Here is an 18,234-nt window from a genome sequence, read left to right as displayed (position 1 = left end):
TCAGCCCTTCTCGCCGGTAAGCAGGATTTGCAGCTTGACGTCTTGCGGGTTGCCTTGCGCCGCTCGCTCGAAGGCCTCGATGCTGTCGGCAAAGGCATAGGTGCCGGTGATCAGCGGCTTGAGGTCGACCTTGCCCGAAGCGATCAGCTGCAGCGCGCGGTCGAAGATGTTGGCGTAGCGGAACACCGTCTCGATGCGCACTTCCTTGGAGATCGCCGCCGGAACGTTCAGGCTGACCGGCTCGACCGGCAACCCGACCAGCACCACCGCGCCGCCAGGCCGCACGACATCGAACAGGTTGGCAAAGGCCTTCGGGCTGCCGCTCGCCTCGAAGACGATGTCCGCGCCCCAATTGTCGGTAGCGGCGGCGACCGTATCGGCCAGCGATTGCTCGCCGATATTGACCGGCACGATGCCGGCGTATTGGGCGGCAATCTCAAGCTTGGGCGCGGAGAAATCGGAGATCAGCACCTTCGAGCAGCCGCCGGCAAGGGCGGCAAGCGCGATCATGATGCCGATCGGCCCGCAGCCGACGACAACGGCGACATCGCCCGGAACAATGCGGGCGCGGGTGGCCGCCTGCATGCCGATGGCAAAGGGTTCGACCATCGCGCCTTCGGCGAAAGAGACATTGTCGGGCAGTCTGTAGGTGAAGGCGGCCGGGTGCACCGCTTGAGGAGCAAGCACGCCATGCACCGGCGGTGTCGCCCAGAAGCTGACGTCGGGATCGACATTGTAGATGCCGAGCCTTGTCGCGCGCGACGACAGGTTCGGCACGCCGGGCTCCATGCAGACGCGGTCGCCGACCTTGAACGTCTCCACATTGGCACCCACCTCGACGATCGTTCCGGAGGCTTCATGGCCGAGCACCATAGGTGCCCGCACGACATAGCTGCCAATGGCGCCATGCGTATAATAGTGCACGTCGCTGCCGCAGACGCCGACCGTGTGGATGGCGATTTTGACATCGTCCGGTCCGACATCGAGCGGCAGCGCGATTTCGCGCAGCGACAGTTCGCCTTTTTTCTCAAGCACCAGTGCCCGCATCGGTCAGTCCTCGCATCAAGTCTTTTTTTGCCGGAAAACAGAATTCAGGAAGCCGCTGAGCACGCCGAGAAAAAGCAGCGGCGGCAGCGACAACAGCACGACCGAAGCGTTGAGGATGCCCCACGGCACGTTCATGCCTTGCTGGGACAGTTCGGAAGCGACGATCGGCAAGGTCTTGGCGTTGGAACTGGACAGCATCAGCGCGATCAAGAACTCGTTCCACACCAGAACGAAGCTGAAGGCGACGGCCCCGATCAGCGAGCGCGCCGCAACCGGCAGCGCGATCCGCCAGAACACTGAATAGGCGCCGTAGCCATCGACAAAGGCCGCTTCCTCGATTTCCTTCGGCACTGCCTGGAAGGCAGGGATGGCGAGCCACATGATTACCGAGATGGTGAGCAGCGAGTAGGTGACGATCAGCGCCGGCAAAGTGTCGTAGAGCCCGATCTGCAGCCAGATCACCATCAATGGAATGGCGACCGCGACTGGCGGCAGGAAGCGCAGCGACAGCACGAAGAACTGGATGTCGCCGGCGAAGCGATTGGGATAGCGCGCCACCGCATAGGCCGCCGGCAGGCCAAGCACGACACCGATCAGCACCGCGCAACCGCAGGCGATGACCGAATTGTAGAGCCCGGTCATGACGCTGTCGCGGCCGATGATGTAGCGGATGTTGTCGAATGTCGGCGAAAACACCAGGCGCGGCACGCGAGTGATGATGTCGACATTGTTCTTCAGCGAATTGAGTGCGGTCCAGGCGAGCGGAAACACCGCCATGAAGCCGGCAAACGCCAGGATGGTCTTGCCGATGATCAGGCCTAATCTTGTGCGATGTGGCCTCATGCCTGCACCCGCTTCCACAGCATGGTGAAGGTGATGACGGTTGCGATCATCATCAGCACCGCCATGGCCGAGGCGTAGGACACCTTGCCGGATTCGATGAAGCCCTGCGAGAAGGCGTACATGTCGAGCGTCTCGGTCGCCACGCCCGGCCCGCCGCGCGTCATCACATAGATCAGGTCGAAGGAACGCAACGACTCGATCATCTTGACGAACATCAGGCTGATCAGCGGCGCCTTCAGCATCGGCAAGGTCACATAGGCATGGATCTGCCAGCGTTTGGCATGGTCGAGCCGCGCCGCCTCGATCGGCTGCGGCGGCAAGGTCTCCAAAAGCTTCAGCACGATGACGGCGAAGAACAGTCCCCACTGCCAGACATCGACCGAGGCGACGGCAAACAAAGCCGTCGATGGCTTGGACAGCGGATCGAAGATCAGCCCGCCGGTGATCAGCCGGTAGGGGTAGGTGGCGATGCCGTAGAGCGGATGATAGGCGAACTTCCACACGAAGGCCGCCGAGACGCGCGGCAACAGCACCGGGATGATGAACAGCAGGCAGTAGAAATTGCGCAGCCGTGGCGACGCCGCTTCGAACATCAGCACGCCGAGCCCGATCGCCACCACCATCGTCGCCACGACGGTGACGATTTCCCATTTCACCGACACCCAGACGGCGTTGAGGAAACGCCGGTCGAGGAACAGATCGATGAAGTTCGACAGCCAGACCCAGGAATAGTCCGACGAGCTCAGTTCGCGGTTCTGCAAGGCGATGACGATGGCGTAGAGCGTCGGCACCATCGACAGCACCAGCAGAATGGCGAGCGTCGGAACCAGAAACGTCACGGGCAGGGAAGAACGTCGGCGCATTGCCTATCCTCGGGATGTGCCTTTCGGGGGAGACCCGCGGCGCACAGGTCCCGGCATCCTACCGAATGCCGTGGATCGCGCGCCGCGGGCGGGAGGATTACTTCTTTTTCACCAGCTCGTTGGCGTAGGCTTCGAGCTCGTCGAGGCCGCCCTTGACGTCGGTGCGCGTGCCGGTGACCAGCTCCTCCAGGATGATGCCCCAGCGGTCGCCGAGATCCGGCCAGCGCGGATCCTGCCAGAAGTTGACCGCCGTCACCTTGCCGGTCTCGGCGAGCGCCTGGCCGAGATCGGCGCCATAGATGTCGGCGAATTCCTTGCTGGAAAGCACGCTGGTGCGGTTGAGCTCGCCGAACTGATGCGCGTCGAGCCGGCGCTTCTCGTTCTCCTTCGACGTCGCCCAGGCGATGAACAGGCCGGCGCATTTCTTCGAGGTGTCATCGGCATTGGCCTTGGCAGCAATGGCAAGACCATGGCCATAACCGCCGCCGGTGAGCGGCGAAGGCGGCGGCAGGAAGCCGATCTTGCCAACCACTTGCGACGTCTTCGGGTCGACCGCCATGCCCGACAGCGGTGTGGATTCGACGAGGATGGCAACCTGGCCCGCCAGGAAGGCGCCCGTCGATTCATCCCAGCTGCCGGTCTGCGTGCCGGGCGCCGAATCCTTGAACAGCTTCAGGTATGTCTCGGTCGCCTTGACGGCAGCCTCGGAATTGAAAGCCGGCTTGTCGCCATCGAACCACTTGCCGCCATAGGCCTTGAAGAACGGCATCCAGCGCCAGACATTGGCGCCCGAGCCACGCGCGCCGCGCAACGCAATGCCGTACATGCCCTTGTCCGGGTCGGTCAGCTTCGGCACGTCGGCGATCAATTCGTCCAGCGTCTTCGGCGGCTGGATGCCGGCGGCCTCCAGAATGTCCTTGCGGTAGACCATCAGGTCGCCGCCGCCGGTCAGCGGCGCGAACCAGACCTTGCCGTCATAGGTGGCGACCTTCTGCCGGCCCGGATCGAAATCGGCATAGTCGTAATCAGCCGGATAATAGTCGGCCAGCGGCACGATCCATTTCGACGAGGCGAACAAAGCGACATTGGCCTCGTCAACATAGTAGACGTTGTAGTTGCCGACGGTGGACGCATCCGCGCGCGACTTTGCCCGGCGGTCGTTCTCGTTGAGATAATCGATCTGGAAGCTGGCGCCGGCGAGTTTCTGGAACTCGTCCTTGGACTCTTCCAGCAGCGTCAGGCCGTCGCGCGGCTGCGCCAGCACCTTGACCGGCGCCGAGCAGACCGGCGCCGCCAGCGCCATGGTCGAGAGGGTCGTGGTAAGCATGAAAGCTGCGCTTATGCTCGCAGCGAGCCGAATTGGTTTCATTGATTTTCTCCTCCAGGAACAGTCGCAGGAAGCGGAAGTCCTCGGATTGCGCGATCCTCGCCATCGCCCGAGCGACAAGCCACCCATCGCCAAAATGAGGAGTTGCTAAAGGCCGCGCTAGAAGCCCCGTTGCAGCAGACCTGTACTTTTATGCATTGTGCGCTGCAAAACCGGCTCCATGGAGACGGTGTCCGTCAGGTGAGTACCGATGGGCCGGGAAAGGCGGTTTTCAGGCACGCATCGTCAGCCGCTGCCGCGACAGCTTGCGATAGGATGACGGCGTCATCTTGTGCTTGCGCAGGAAGGCGCGGTTGAAGTTGGAGATGTTCATATAGCCGACCTGGAAGCAGATGTCGGTGATCGGAATATCGGTGTCGGCCAGCAGCTTGCAGGCCTGCCAGAGCCGGAGCTTGGCGATGTGGTCGCTGAAGGAGTTGCCGGTGTTCTTCTGGAAGAAGCGCGAAAACGTGCTTTCGCTCATGCCGGCCAGTTCCGCCACCTCCGGCAGCTTCAGGTCCTCGGCGAAATGCTGGAACAGATAGGTCAGCGTGCGCTGGATGATGTCCAGCGAGGTTGCATCGAGGGCGGGTGAGAAATCCGGCGACGACAGAAGTTCGTATTCGTCGGTCCTGGCCAGCAGATCCACCAGTTCGAGGAACAGGCAGAGCCGGGCGAGCCCGTGCACCGTGCCCATCCGCTCCATCAGCGCGGCGCCTTCAAGCGCGGTTTGGCCGTGGAAGACGATGCCGCGCAGCGACCGCTCCAGGAACGGCTCCAGCTCGCGCAGCTCCGGCAACAACCCGGCCGATCCGCGCAGCCGCTGCGGGTCGAATTGCAGCACAATGTCCCGGCCTTCGATCAGCTCGCCGGGCTGCACCGCCGTTACCCAGTCATGCGGCAGCCCGCCGCCGACGATGGTCAGGTAGCCCGGTCCGAATTCGCCTATGTGGTCGCCGACCAGCACGACGCCAGAGGATTTCCGCAAAAGATGGATTTCGTATTCCGGATGGAAATTCCAGACATTGCGCTCCCAGGGATAGTCGTCCACGCGCCACAGAAAACTGTCGCTCGCCTCGGTGACGATGTGCTCGAAGGCAGGCACCGTGCGCGGGATCGCGGCCGTGTTCTTTCTGCGCCTGAATGCCATCCTCTGCTCTCCGGGCGAAATCCGGATGCGGTCCGGTCTCAAGCCGTTCCTAGCAGTCTGTGGCCGGCAAGTGAACGATGTCTAGCTTCGCGATTTCAGCGCCGGTTTTCGATGATCTCGATGAAACGGGCGAACAGCCCGGCCTGGGATTTGATACCGAGTTTGCGGTGGATGTTGCGGCGATGAACCTTCACGGTTCCCGGCACGATGCGCATCGCTCTCGCGATCGACTCGGTGGAATGCCCCTGCAGCACCAGGTCGACGACGTGCTTTTCGCGCGAGGTCAGCGACAGGCTCTCCCAGATGTGCGCACGGTCGAACTCGTTGGTCGCGGCGATCGTCTCGTCCTGCTCCGCTTCGTCCGGCTCGTCGGCCGCAAGAGCCGGCCAGCGCAACCGGGCGAAACCGATCACCGCCGGCGCCATGTCGCGCAGCAGCCTGGCATCGGCGGTGCCGAAGGGCCCCGAGGCCTGCAATCGCATCAGCGACAGCACCAGCGCATCCTTGCCGGGCAATGGGACGAAGAAGCCGACCTCCTCGGCGAGCCTTGTCTGACTGTAGTAGGTGCGAAAATACTCGCTGGCATAGAAGCGGTCCGGCGCCAGTTCGCGCATGCGCCAGAACCCCTCCTTGCGTTCGATGGCGGCGTGATGGAACGGGTCGAGCAAATAGGGGCCTTCCTGATAGAGCGTGACGAAGACATGGCTTTCGGCAGGCGAGAAGGTTTCGAACAGCAGCGGCGGCCGCGAGGCACCGCGATAACCGAAGATCACGCAGTGGTCGAAGCTGACATGCTGCCTCAGCCAGCCGACCATTGCCTGGCCGAACAGGTCGCCGCTGGTCTCTCGCGTTGCCGCGACAAGCGCAGCGAGCTGGGCGTATTCGTCGCCGCGGGACGCACTCAACCTATACCCCCTTAAACGAGAAAATAGATCAGATATACCACCTGCGAGGTATATACTAGCCGCCATTGGCTCTGGTAGCGTCCTGAAATAGCCCTGTTGCTGGAGCCAGCACTTTGACCGCAGTGCCCGACATCGAGTTTCGCGGCGTCACCAAGCGCTATGGCGCGGTGACCGCTGTCAGCGGCATCGATCTCGCCATTCCGCCCTCCGCCTTTGTCGCCCTGCTCGGCCCGTCCGGCTGCGGCAAGACCACATGCCTGCGCATGATCGGCGGCTTCGAGCAGCCGAGCGAAGGCCAGGTGCTCATCCGCGGCCAGGACATGGCCGGTACGCCGCCCTATCGCCGGCCGGTCAACATGGTGTTCCAGCAATACGCGCTGTTTCCGCATCTCGATGTGGAAGCCAATGTATCCTACGGGCTGCGCCAGGCACGGCCGCGCCTGTCGTCACAGGAGATCGGCCGGCGCGCCGGCGAGGCCCTCGAAATGGTGCGGCTCGCCGGCTATGGCGGCCGCAAGATCCACGAACTCTCCGGCGGCCAGCAGCAGCGCGTCGCACTGGCGCGCGCGCTGGTCAACAAGCCGGCGGTGCTGCTGCTCGACGAACCGCTGGCGGCCCTCGACAAGAAGCTGCGCACCGACATGCAGATCGAGCTGCAAAACCTGCAGCGCGAGATCGGCATCACCTTCGTGCTGGTCACCCACGACCAGGAGGAAGCGCTGTCGATGAGCGATTTCGTCTGCGTCATGAATGGCGGCCGTATCGTCCAACTGGGGCAACCGAGCGAAATCTATGATGAGCCGGCCGACCTGTTCGTTGCCGATTTCGTCGGCAAGACCAACCTGCTGAGTGGCAAGGTCGCCGGGCATACAGGCGACCTGGTCAACGTGGCGCTCGCCGACGGCACCGTCATTGCCGCGCGCAAGCGGACCGCCTTGCAGAAGGGCGAGACCGTCTCGGTCAGCCTGCGCCCTGAATCGCTAAGCCTCGGCGCTACGGAAGGCAGCCCGTTCAAGGGCATCGTGCGCAACCGGATTTTTTTGGGCTCGACGGCGGAATACGCCATCGAGGTCCAGGGCATCGGAACGCTGCTGGCCAAGGCCGACCATCTGATCGGCCATGGCAATCTCTTCAAGCCGGGTGAACCCGTCGCCATCGGCTTTGCCTCCGGGACGCCGCTGGCGTTTCCGGAGATCAAGAACAACGGGACCAACCAGAGGGTAGCAAAAAATGTCGAAATCATATCGTGACGGACTGCCGATAAGCCCTGAGAAATTCGTCGACCAACTGATGCGTTTGAAGCGCGGCTCAATCGGCCGCCGCGATTTCCTCGGCCTCACCGGCCTTGGCATCGCAACCGCGGTGATGGCGCGCGAGATCGGCATCATACCGGCGCCGGCCTTCGCCGCCGAAAACCTTGGTGACCGCATGTCGATCGCCACCTGGCCGAACTATCACGACCCGCAGACCTTCGAAAACTTCAAGAAGGACACCGGCGTTGCCGTCGAGGTCAACGTCTTCGGCTCCAATGAGGAGATGCTTGCCAAGCTGCAGGCCGGCGCTTCGGGCTGGAGCCTGTTCGTGCCGACCAATTACACCATCTCGACCTACAAGAAACTCGGCATCATCGATCCGCTCGATATGGCGAAGCTGCCGAATTTCGACGGCTCCCAGGAAGACTCGCGCTTCACCTCGGAAGGCACGATCGACGGCACGACCTATGCGGTGCCGAAGAACTGGGGCACGACCGGCTTTGCCGTCAACACTAAGAAGCTGGCCAAGCCGATGACCAGTTGGAAGGAGTTCTGGGACACCGCCATGGCTGAGGGCGATGGCCGCACCATGGTGCACGACTACCAGCTGACCACCATCGGCAACGCGCTGAAATATTACGGCTATTCCTTCAACTCGCTGAAGCAGGACGAACTTGCCAAGGCCGAGGAACTGCTGCTCAAGGTCAAGCCGCATCTGTTCGCGGTTTCGTCCGACTATCAGCCCGGAATGCGGGCGGGCGACGCCTGGATGACCATGTGCTGGACGAATGACGGCGCGCAGCTGCATCGCGATATCCCAGAGATCGCCTATGTGCTGGGCAAGGAGGGTGGCGAGATCTGGACCGACTTCTATGCCATCCCGAAGGACGCGCCGAACAAGCCGGCCGGCTATGCCTTGCTCAACTATCTGATGAATCCTGAGGTCGCGGTGAAGGAGCACCTCGCCAATGGCGCGCCGTCGACCGATGCACGCGTCAACAAGCTGCTGCCCAAGGAAGTGCTGGACAATCCGATCCTCTATCCGGCGGCCGACCTTTTGACGCCGCTGGAATTCGGCGCGGCGGCAACGCTGACCGATCCCGGCCGCGCCGAACTGATGGCCCGATTCAAGTCGGCCTGAGGCTGGCCTGAAGCAAACGGAAAACCGGCGGGCCTATGCCCGCCGGCCTCGGGGCGGTTTTCATGCACGGCAACAGATTTAGGCACAATCTTCTGACAGCGCTGCTGCTCGCTCCGGCCACAGTGTGGCTGGTGGTGTTTCTGGTGCTGCCGTTCATCGCCATTGCCGTGTTCAGCGTCGGCGAGCGGGCGCCGGAAGGCGGCTATCAGACCGCCTTCACGCTGGCGCAATACGCCAACCTCCCGGCGCGGGCGACCGCCTTCTGGAACACGATGATGCTGGCGCCGGTGGGCGCGCTTGCCTGTCTGTTCGTCGCCTACCCGGTCGCTTACTACCTTGCCCTCAAGGCGCCGCAACGCTGGCGGCTGATCCTGCTGGCGCTAGTCGTCATTCCGTTCTGGACCAGCCTTCTGATGCGCACCTATGCCTGGATGTACATTCTGGGCGGACGCGGCATCCCGGCGCTGCTGGCGTTCGTCGGCATCGAGGATGTCAGGCTGATCAACACGCTGGGCGCCGTGCTGCTCGGCATCGTCTACGGCTATTTGCCGCTGATGATCCTGCCGATCTATGTCAGCCTCGAACGGCTCGACCGGCGGCTGCTGGAAGCCTCCGCCGATCTCGGCGCGACGCCGCTCTCGACCTTTCTGGGCGTGACCCTGAAGCTTTCGCTGCCCGGCGTGATGACCGGCTTCTCGCTGGTCATGATCCTGCTGCTCGGCGAATACCTCATCCCGACGCTGCTTGGCGGCGGCAAGGTGTTCTTCATCGGCAATGCGCTGGTCGACCTGTTCCTGCAGTCGCGCAACTGGCCGTTCGGCTCGGCCATCGCGATCACGTTGGTGGCGGTTTCGGTGGTGGTGCTGATAGCGGCAAACCGCATCTCTACACGGGTGTCGGGCGCCCGACGGGTGGACCTGATCTGATGCGCGCCTTCATCACCGCTGTCTTTGCCTTCCTCTATCTGCCGATCGCGCTGGTCGTGCTGTTCTCCTTCAACGCCGGCCGTCACGCCAGCGAGTTCACCGGCTTTTCGGTGCAATGGTACGGCACGGCGTTGTCGAACCCGTTCCTGGTCGAGGCGCTGAAGAACAGCCTGTTCATCGCCACCACCAGCGCGCTGCTGGCGGCCGTGTGCGGCACGGCTGCGGCGCTCGGCCTGGCGCGTGTTGGTGTCAGAACCCGCGCCGTCTTCGACGCGCTGATGGGTGCGGCGATCGTCGTTCCCGGCGTCGTCATCGGCATCTCCACACTGGTCGCGCTCGTCCAGCTGTTTGGCGTGCTCAACCCGTTCCTCGCCTCGATCTGGCCTGACGACCAGCCGCCACGGCTGTCGCTGGGCTATGGGTCGATCATCGCCGCGCATGGCCTGTTTTCCATGGCGCTGGTGACGATGATCGTCGGCACGCGTCTCGCCAGCCTCGACCGCAATCTGGTCGAGGCCTCGAGCGATCTCTACGCGACGCCGCTGACCACCTTCCGCTCGATTGTCCTGCCGCAGATCATGCCGGCGGTGGTCGCCGGCTTCCTGCTCGCCTTCACCTTCTCCTTCGACGATTTCATCGTCGCCTTCTTCGTCGCTGGTGCGCAGACGACACTGCCGATCTATGTCTTCGCCTCGATCCGGCGCGGCGTCACGCCGGAAATCAACGCCATCGCGACGATCGTGCTCGTCGCCTCGGTCCTGCTCGTGGTGCTTGCCCAATGGCAGCTGCGCCAGCGCAAGCCGTCAAACTGAAAGCCGCACCATGATCCTCAAAGACCGCATCGCCGTGGTAACGGGCGCCGGCTCCGGCATCGGCCGTGCCGGCGCCATGATCATGGCCAGGGAAGGCGCGCTGGTGGTCATCGCCGACCGGGATCAGGCCAGCGGCGAGGCGACGGCGGCGGACATCCGGGCAGTGGGCGGGCAGGCAGAAGCGATCGCGACCGATGTCGCTGATGACACGGCTGTCGAGCAACTCATTGGCGGCACGCTCGACAAGCACAGGCGGATCGACATTCTGCACAACCATGCCGGCATCCAGGTCGGCGGGGCGCTGACCGAGGTCGAAGTCGATGGCATGGATGCGTCCTGGCGCATCAATGTACGGGCGCAGTTTCTGGCCGCCCGTCTGATCATGCCGGCGATGGTCGCGCAAGGCGGCGGCGTCATCCTCAACACGGCCTCGAATTCGGGTGTGTTCTACGACCGCGAGATGATCGCCTATGCCACCTCCAAACATGCGGTGGTGGCGATGACCAGGCAGATGTCGCTCGACTATGCCCGGCACAATGTGCGCGTCAACGCGCTCTGCCCGGGCTGGGTCGACACGCCCTTCAACGAGCCGTTCATCGCCCAGATGGGTGGGCGCGAAGCGATCGAGACCTATGTCCGCACCAAGATCCCGATGGGGCGCTGGGCCAGCGCCGAAGAGATCGCCGAAGCGATCCTGTTCCTCGTCTCCGACCGCTCATCCTTCATGACCGGCCAGGCACTGGTCATCGACGGCGGCGAGAGCATCGGCTGATCCAAGGACAGCCGGGTGGGAGGGTCTCTGGCTCAATCGCTGCCAGCCCGTCCTCCCTTGCCTTCATGTCGCGTTTCGTTCATTAGACGACGCAAACGCCGCGAAACCGAAGGTTTTGCCGTTTGGAAGTGCGGCTTCCGGCCTATTGCCGACGCGCCGCAATCGGAAAGAGCAGGACAATGTCTGCGATCGAAGCCGGCGCTCGTGCGCCGGAAAATCTTTGGCGTCAGGAAATCAGGGCGACATTGGCGCTGGCCTGGCCGATGGTGCTGACCAATCTCGGCCAGACCGCGATGACCGCCACCGACGTCATGATGATGGGGCGTCTGGGAGCGGACACGCTGGCCAGCGGCGCGCTCGGTGCCAACCTCTATTTCATGCCGCTGATCTTCGGCCTCGGCCTGATGCTGGCGACCTCGCCGATGATGGCGACCGAGCTTGGCCGCCGCCGCTATTCGGTGCGCGACCTGCGCCGCACCGTGCGCCAGGGCCTGTGGCTGGCAATCCTGATCGCGATCCCGATCTGGATCGTGCTTTGGCATGGTGAAGCCATTCTGCTGGCCATGGGACAGGAGCCCCGTCTAGCCCATCAAGCCGGCATCTATCTGCGCTGGCTCGAATGGGCCGTTCTGCCCTTCTACGGCTACATCGTGCTGCGCTCCTTCATCTCGGCGCTGGAGCGGCCGGGCTGGGCGCTGGTCATCGTCTTTGTCGCCGTTGCCTGCAACGCCCTCTTCAACTGGGTGTTCATGTACGGCAATCTCGGCGTCCCCGCGATGGGCATTGCCGGTTCGGGGCTCGCCACGACGCTGTCGAGCACGCTGATGTTCTGCGGCCTGGCGGCGGTGGTGATGCTGGAGAAGAAGTTCCGCCGCTATCGCCTGTTCGGGCGCTTCTGGCGCGCCGACTGGCCACGCTTCAAGGGCCTGCTGCGGCTTGGCCTGCCGATCGCCGGCATCCTCGCCTTCGAGGTGACGATCTTCAACGCGGCAGCTCTGCTGATGGGCCTGATCGATGCGGATTCGCTGGCCGCGCACGCCATCGCCATCCAGATTGCCTCGATCTCCTTCATGGTGCCGCTCGGCCTCAACCAGGCGGTGACGGTGCGCGTCGGCCTCGCCCACGGCGCCGGCAATCCGGCAGGCGTTTCGCGCGCCGGCTGGACCGCCTTTGTCATCGGCGTCTCATTCATGGCGCTGATGGGGCTGGTGATGGTGCTGTGGCCGCATCTTTTGATCAGCGCCTTCATCGACATAACCGATCCGGTCAACGCCAGGGTGATCGCGCTTGCCGTGTCGTTCCTGGCCTTTGCCGCGCTGTTCCAGATCTTCGACGGTGCGCAGGCCGTTGCCGCCGGCATGCTGCGCGGCCTGCACGACACCAAGGTGCCGATGATCTATGCCGCGATCGGCTATTGGGGCATAGGCCTGCCGCTCGGCGTGCTGCTCGCCTTCCATTTCGGCCTGCACGGCGTCGGCATCTGGATCGGCCTGGCGTCCGGTCTGGCGGTGGTGGCGGTGCTCCTCCTGGCCCGCTGGCTGCGGCGAGACCGCATCGCGCCGCCGCTCGTCTTCAGCCATTGATGGCGCACCAATCGGCCCGCCAGTTGCTGTCGCTAAAGCTGCCGTTGGCTACCGATCCAACCTAAGCCTGGCTATCGTTCGGCCCAGGCCTCTCCCCTAGTCAAAGCTGATAAGGTAGATTGTCGCATCGGGATGAGGCGATGCGACACTCATTTGGACAATTCGAACTGGATGAAGCTGCGCGCAAACTGTCGCTAGGCGGCGTTGGGCAGAAGATCCAGCCGCTCGTCTTTGACCTGCTGCTGTACCTGGTGCGCAATGCCGGCAGGGTGGTCCCCAAAGACGAATTGATGGACGCTCTTTGGCCGGATGTCATCGTGACGGAAGCATCGCTTCAGCGCGTGGTCAGCCTCACCCGAAAGGCGCTTGCAGCCGGCGGCCTGCAGGACGCGATACACAGCTACGTTCGTCACGGCTATCGCTTCGCCATCGATGAACCGGGGCTGGGATATGTCCGTCCCGCCTCGCTCCAGGGGGACGACATGCTTGCCGAGGCCCGCAGGCTGGCTGCCCTGCGCGATTGGAGCGCGGCTGCAAAACTTTTCGCGCATTTGGCGGACAGTGAGGGTCTCTCTCCTGCTGATGTCGATCTCTGGGCTCTGGTCGTCGAATGTGGTGGGCGACCGACCGAGGCGATCCCAGTGCTGGCCCGCGCGGTGGCGGCTCATATCGAGGCCGGTGATTTCGCGCGCGCCGCCAGATCCGCTGTCACGCTCGCAAAGATCCAGGCCGAACGCGGATCGGGTGCCGTTGCAGAGGGATGGCTGGAACGTGCTGCTTCGCTTCTGTCTCAGTCACCGGACGATGCTACGCAAGCATATCTGCTGTGGATGAGGTCGCGCCTGGCTTCCTCGGGCGGCCGTCCCGAGGAAGCGCTGCAACTGGCATCAGCCGCTTACGCGATAGCCGAAAATTGCGATGATCCCGGCCTGCGGGCTCTGACTTTGACATACAAGGGGTTTTTCAATCTCGCCCTCGGCAAGATCGAGGAGGGCAGCGAGCAGCAAAACCATGCGGCGGCGATCGCTTTGTCGAGCCAGGTCGACCCGATCACCGGCAGCCTGGTTTACTGCAATATCCTCTGGAGCTGCAGGACATACGCCGATTGGCCCCGTGCTCGCCAGTGGAGCGAAGGTTTTGAAAGCTGGTGCACCGCAAGTTTCGCGCAGACCTCAGGCGCGTGTGACCTTCATCGTGCCGAAGTGGTCGCGGCGCAGCAGATATTGCCTGAAGCCCTGACCTGCATAAACGACGCGCTTCCCAAACTCTCAGCGGAGGAATCCTGGTCGCTCGGGGAAGGCTTCCGCGTTCGCGGCGATATCTTTGCCATGATCGGCGACCTGACATCGGCGCGCGCCGACTACGACCAGGCTTATGCACTGGGCTGGGACGCGGAGCCGGGCAATGCCGTGCTTTTGTTCGAAACAGGCGATCTGGACGGGGCGCTTGCCGCGCTCGATCGGGCTCTGCAAGGGATGTCGTGGTTCCACCTGCAGCGGCGCGGAAACCTGCTGGTGAACGCAGCCTGCATTGCGGCGCGCGGCGGGCGCTCAGCCCAGGCGTCAATCTACCTCAACGAAATCGATGCGCAGCCAGAGCGCTGGCGGCAACCGGCAACGCAGGCCTTGATAGCCGAAACCAAGGCGGCGCTTTGCGAGCCAGACGACCCGAACGGCAATCGGCTTCTGCTGTTGGCCCGGCAGCTCTGGACCAGTGCAGGCGTCGATTATCACGCGGCAAGGGTTCGGCTGCGGCTCGCCAGCGCTTTGTTGAGTTCGGGCGACGTCAGTGGGGCGAAAGTGGAGATCACAGCGGCAGAGAGATCGGCCCGCCATCTGGGATCGCGGCGCCTGGAAGAGGAAGCTGCAATGCTTCGCCATAGCTTTTCGCGCGAGAGCCAGCCGCCCGGCGAAGGCTCCATGCAAGAACTCACCCTCTGATTCTGCCTGCCTCCTGATCGAGCTTGTCGGCGGTGGCGGCGAAAGATCAGCCAGAGATCAGGTCCCGATAAGGACGATCAGTCCCCCTCGAAGGTAATTTTTCCCCAGCCAGGCAGAAACGCCTGGCAATCAGCAGCGCCGGCGAAAGGTTGGCGCGAAATCGAAAGGGAAAGATCATGAACCTGTTTGTTATCCGCCGCCCGAGCGCGTGGGCATCCCTGCAGGAACTCGAAGCCGCCGGCGCGAAATCGGCAAAGGTCGCCAAGGAACAGATGGCGGGCACGGTCAGCTGGATCCGCAGCTACGTCGTGCACGAGCCCGACGGGCGCATCGGCACCTTCTGCATCTACGAGGCCAAGGACGGTGAGGCCATCCGGGATCACGCCAAGCGCGTCGGCATGCCCGGTGAGGAATTCTATCCCGTCGCCGACACGGTCATCATTCGCAATGATCCAATGACGGCGGCGGCCTGACGACGTCCAGTCGCTGCCTCGCGTGAACAAAGCGAGGCAGCGTCATTCAACCAGCAAACACTAACAGCACGGCGCCTGGGGCGGCACGCCGCGTTCCATGCGTTGCGATTCCCACGAATGGAGAAACCAATGTTTCACTACCTGAAGCGCGTTTCGATCGGGCTGAGAGCACGCAGGGCCGAGAGGGCCTTGCAGGAACTGCCCGACCACATCCTGAAGGACATAGGCATTCGCCGCGGCGCGATCGCCTTTGCCGTTCGGGAACACTTCAAGGACCGTCTCGTCTGAGTGCCCCGCACCCAATTGGAACCAGGGACATGGACCTTCTGATAAACATGGCGAACATCCTGTATGTGATCGCCTACTTCACGCTGGACATTTTGCGGCTGAGGATTCTCACCACGGCGGCTGCAATCTGTCTTGCCGTGTATTTCTATAGCCAGCCGGCGCCGCTCATGAACGTCGTCGGCTGGAACGTTTTCTTTGTTCTCCTGAATCTGGTCCAGATCGGCCGCATTTTGAAGTCTCGCTATGGTTGAAGCAAAGCTTGCTGACCTGCTCGGCGTAAACTTTGCGCCGATCACGACGCCACAGTCCGGTTGTTGCAGTATTGCAACTGGAACTGCTGTTAATCTCGGCCGAAAAATCAGGTTGCATGTTCAAAGGTTGACAGTTCGGCAATTGGCCGAGACTGATGTCTCCTGATGCATTTCGGTGTGGGATGGCGTGTCCATGAAACTGAACCTGATGGCCAGCGTGTCGACGTTAGCTCTGGCGCTCGGCTGGACCTCTGCTGCCCATGCTGCCGAGGCCGTAGAAATCCCCGCTGCCCAGGACCTTTGGTATGTCACGCTGTTCGGCGGCGCGAGCTTTCCCAGTGAGGTAAAGACCCACGCGGACTACTACAACAATGACTTCTCCATGGACTTCAAGACCGGCTTCATCGTCGGCGCGGCCGTCGGCAAACGGTTCAACGACGTATTTCGCGTCGAAGGTGAACTGTCCTATGCTCGCTACAAGGCGAGCACGTATTCCGAGGGTCCTTTTTCGGGGTACCCGGCCTCGGGTAATTTGTCAGCTACATATCTGCTTGCAAACGTCTGGGGCGACATTGCTCATTTCGGGAAGGCCACGGTCTACGCTGGCGGCGGCCTCGGCGCCGCCTATGTAACCGCCGACACCCACTGGGACGGACACTCGTACGGGTACGGGTCGGGCGGGTGGGGCTTCGCCGGTCAATTGGGAGCTGGCGTCAACTACGCGCTGGCGCAGAATATCGACATCGACTTTGGCTACCGGTTCAAGGCTGTCTCCAGTGTCGACTTCGATTCCAGTCGCGAAGGCGACGCCGTTTTTTCAAACGGCAAGCTGAATTCCCAAAACCTTCAGCTTGGCGTGACGTTCAAATTCTGATTGGTTGCAACTCGATCCGGCTGACTGTTGTCGGCTGTCCGGCAACCAGGAGTTAACGATCCCGTTGTCGCTGCTCCAGCAACCCGTGGCACCATAGCTATGGCCCAGAACTCGCACCCCACCACGGGGACATCTGCTCTGGAGACCTTACAGCGCGGTATCGACTTTCAACGGCGAAATCTCTTTCGCGAAGCAGAGTTTTGCTACCAGACTGTCCTGCGCCAGCAACCCAACAATGCCATGGCGCTTAACCTGATGGGCACGCTGGCAATCGAAGCGCATCGAAACGATGTGGCCATTGGCTACATGAAGCGAGCAGTCAAACTCGATCCCAACAACGCTGTTTTCCGAAATAATCTTGGTAACGTCTATAGTCTTGTCGGCAATGTCGATCTGGCGCGCAAGCATCTGAGAAAAGCGATCGATCTTGACGGCAGGCTGATCGAGGCTATGTGCAACCTTGGCCGATCCTATAGGGCTGAACTTGCGGGCGAGATTGCCGAGGGTTTCTACCGCAGGGCGCTGGAGGTCGACGGCCAGTCGCTCACTGCCCTTGTCGGCATGGGCGACCTCCTCACGGATATGGGCAGACAAGCCGAAGCGGTTGGATATTTTGAGCGTGCCATTGCCCTTGACCAGCGGAATGTCGAGGCACTGGCCGGGCTGGCGCTCGCACGACGGGCGATCAAGGGCGACCCCGCCCTGGCGCTGGTGCAGGCCCGCCTCGAGCTGCCGACGACCACCGATCGTGATCGGGTGATCCTCCACCATGCCGCCGGAAAGATGCTTAACGACCAAGACGAGTATCTGCCTGCGATACGCCATTTCACCAAGGCAAAGGCCATTTCCGGCAACGACTTCGATATTGGCCTGCACACGAGGCTTTACGACAGCTTCATCCACACTTTCGACGCTGGTTTTTTTGAAGCTCGTCAAGCATTTGGCAATCCGTCCGACCGACCTGTCTTCATCGTTGGCATGCCACGTTCGGGAACGACGCTGACCGAGCAGATATGCGCCAGCCATCGGAGTATCTATGGCGCTGGCGAACTGCCGATCATCCGTCTGTTGGCTGCAGAACTTGGGTTCGATCAGCTTGATCCTACGATCTTCACCAGGGCCATGGAGGCACTCACTCCGCAGAAGGCCAAAGACCTCGGTTCGAAATATCTCGGCTATCTCAACAAGCGCAACGACAAAGCGATACGCGTCATCGACAAGATGCCGCATAATTTCGAACTATTGGCTTTCATCAGCCTTGTTTTGCCGAACGCGCGTGTCGTCCATTGCATGCGCGACCCGATGGACAATTGCACATCCTGCTTCATGCACAATTTTTCGGATGCGCATGGCTACAATGCCGACCTCGCCAAACTTGGCCAGTATTATCGGCAATATGATCGCCTGATGAAACATTGGGCAAAGGTCCTGCCAATTGCTATCCATGACATGCAATACGAACGAACCGTGGCTGATCTCGAAACCCAGGCTCGCGGATTGATCGCTTTCCTCGGTGTGGAGTGGGACGCCGCCTGTCTGCAATTTCACGAGACTGAACGCACAGTCCGAACGCCGAGCCGCTGGCAGGTGCGCCAGCCGATCTATTCAACCTCGGTCGAGCGTTGGAAACTATATGGCGATGCTCTTGACCCGTTGCGGGCCGCGCTGGGGCCGCTCGCCCAAGTCTGAGATCGCGTTGAACACGTCCGAGTTAGTGGCTGCTCATGCCATAGCAGAGCTGTCGCAC

General features: G+C 62.2%; 18 protein-coding genes. 12 read left to right on the top strand and 6 right to left on the bottom strand.

Features of this window, described 5'->3' with window-relative positions; all coding sequences use genetic code 11:
- The 6 genes from AC04SH_RS06435 to AC04SH_RS06410 all read right to left on the bottom strand — a co-directional run bounded on the left by AC04SH_RS06435 (window position 1) and on the right by AC04SH_RS06410 (window position 6,174).
- On the bottom strand, window positions 1-1,047 hold the full coding sequence (locus tag AC04SH_RS06435) for an NAD(P)-dependent alcohol dehydrogenase (protein WP_488574397.1): 1,047 nt from the start codon (window positions 1,045-1,047) through the stop codon (window positions 1-3).
- A 15-nt stretch (window positions 1,048-1,062) separates the two neighbouring features.
- Window positions 1,063-1,890, bottom strand: a complete 828-nt coding sequence (locus tag AC04SH_RS06430; protein WP_488574396.1) for a carbohydrate ABC transporter permease — start codon at window positions 1,888-1,890, stop codon at window positions 1,063-1,065.
- Window positions 1,887-2,753 (bottom strand): carbohydrate ABC transporter permease, encoded by an 867-nt coding sequence (locus AC04SH_RS06425; protein ID WP_477232074.1) that lies wholly within the window; start codon window positions 2,751-2,753, stop codon window positions 1,887-1,889. Before AC04SH_RS06425 ends, AC04SH_RS06430 begins: the two co-directional genes overlap by 4 nt.
- A gap of 97 nt (window positions 2,754-2,850) precedes the next feature.
- Entirely contained in the window at window positions 2,851-4,122 is a 1,272-nt protein-coding gene (locus tag AC04SH_RS06420; protein WP_488574395.1) for an ABC transporter substrate-binding protein, read from the bottom strand.
- A gap of 229 nt (window positions 4,123-4,351) precedes the next feature.
- Window positions 4,352-5,269: an AraC family transcriptional regulator gene (locus AC04SH_RS06415; protein ID WP_477232072.1), complete on the bottom strand. Its 918-nt coding sequence runs from the start codon at window positions 5,267-5,269 to the stop codon at window positions 4,352-4,354.
- A 95-nt stretch (window positions 5,270-5,364) separates the two neighbouring features.
- A complete protein-coding gene (locus AC04SH_RS06410) occupies window positions 5,365-6,174 on the bottom strand; it encodes a response regulator transcription factor (RefSeq protein ID WP_488574394.1) in 810 nt (269 codons plus the stop codon).
- A 113-nt stretch (window positions 6,175-6,287) separates the two neighbouring features.
- Between AC04SH_RS06410 and AC04SH_RS06405 the strand changes: the two genes are divergently transcribed.
- The 12 genes from AC04SH_RS06405 (at window position 6,288) to AC04SH_RS06350 (ending at window position 18,176) form a co-directional block, all read left to right on the top strand.
- Window positions 6,288-7,424, top strand: coding sequence for an ABC transporter ATP-binding protein (locus AC04SH_RS06405; RefSeq protein WP_488574393.1), 1,137 nt, complete (start codon window positions 6,288-6,290; stop codon window positions 7,422-7,424).
- Complete coding sequence (locus AC04SH_RS06400) at window positions 7,405-8,568, top strand: ABC transporter substrate-binding protein (RefSeq protein WP_488574392.1); 1,164 nt, start codon at window positions 7,405-7,407, stop codon at window positions 8,566-8,568. Before AC04SH_RS06405 ends, AC04SH_RS06400 begins: the two co-directional genes overlap by 20 nt.
- Window positions 8,569-8,630: 62 nt before the next feature.
- Complete coding sequence (locus AC04SH_RS06395; RefSeq protein ID WP_488574391.1) at window positions 8,631-9,494, top strand: ABC transporter permease; 864 nt, start codon at window positions 8,631-8,633, stop codon at window positions 9,492-9,494.
- Window positions 9,494-10,306, top strand: a complete 813-nt coding sequence (locus tag AC04SH_RS06390; protein ID WP_488574390.1) for an ABC transporter permease — start codon at window positions 9,494-9,496, stop codon at window positions 10,304-10,306. The genes AC04SH_RS06395 and AC04SH_RS06390 overlap by 1 nt, the downstream gene beginning before the upstream one ends.
- 10 nt (window positions 10,307-10,316) lie before the next feature.
- Window positions 10,317-11,078, top strand: a complete 762-nt coding sequence (locus AC04SH_RS06385; protein WP_488574389.1) for an SDR family NAD(P)-dependent oxidoreductase — start codon at window positions 10,317-10,319, stop codon at window positions 11,076-11,078.
- Window positions 11,079-11,257: 179 nt separating this feature from the next.
- Window positions 11,258-12,661: an MATE family efflux transporter gene (locus AC04SH_RS06380; RefSeq protein ID WP_488574388.1), complete on the top strand. Its 1,404-nt coding sequence runs from the start codon at window positions 11,258-11,260 to the stop codon at window positions 12,659-12,661.
- 140 nt (window positions 12,662-12,801) lie between these two features.
- Window positions 12,802-14,601, top strand: a complete 1,800-nt coding sequence (locus AC04SH_RS06375; RefSeq protein WP_488574387.1) for a winged helix-turn-helix domain-containing protein — start codon at window positions 12,802-12,804, stop codon at window positions 14,599-14,601.
- 176 nt (window positions 14,602-14,777) lie between these two features.
- Window positions 14,778-15,074 (top strand): nickel-binding protein, encoded by a 297-nt coding sequence (locus AC04SH_RS06370; protein ID WP_352562000.1) that lies wholly within the window; start codon window positions 14,778-14,780, stop codon window positions 15,072-15,074.
- Window positions 15,075-15,203: 129 nt separating this feature from the next.
- Complete coding sequence (locus AC04SH_RS06365) at window positions 15,204-15,362, top strand: DUF1127 domain-containing protein (RefSeq protein ID WP_112560041.1); 159 nt, start codon at window positions 15,204-15,206, stop codon at window positions 15,360-15,362.
- A gap of 29 nt (window positions 15,363-15,391) precedes the next feature.
- Window positions 15,392-15,613, top strand: a complete 222-nt coding sequence (locus AC04SH_RS06360) for a hypothetical protein (RefSeq protein ID WP_112560017.1) — start codon at window positions 15,392-15,394, stop codon at window positions 15,611-15,613.
- A 193-nt stretch (window positions 15,614-15,806) separates the two neighbouring features.
- Window positions 15,807-16,487, top strand: coding sequence for an outer membrane protein (locus tag AC04SH_RS06355; RefSeq protein ID WP_488574386.1), 681 nt, complete (start codon window positions 15,807-15,809; stop codon window positions 16,485-16,487).
- Between the two features lie 99 nt (window positions 16,488-16,586).
- The gene (locus tag AC04SH_RS06350; protein ID WP_488574385.1) at window positions 16,587-18,176 is read left to right on the top strand and encodes a tetratricopeptide repeat-containing sulfotransferase family protein; all 1,590 of its coding nucleotides are present in this window, start codon (window positions 16,587-16,589) and stop codon (window positions 18,174-18,176) included.
- Window positions 18,177-18,234: the final 58 nt, after the last annotated feature.

This window comes from Mesorhizobium sp. CNPSo 4688, assembly GCF_057784295.1.
This window is presented reverse-complemented; position numbering and strand designations above follow the sequence as displayed.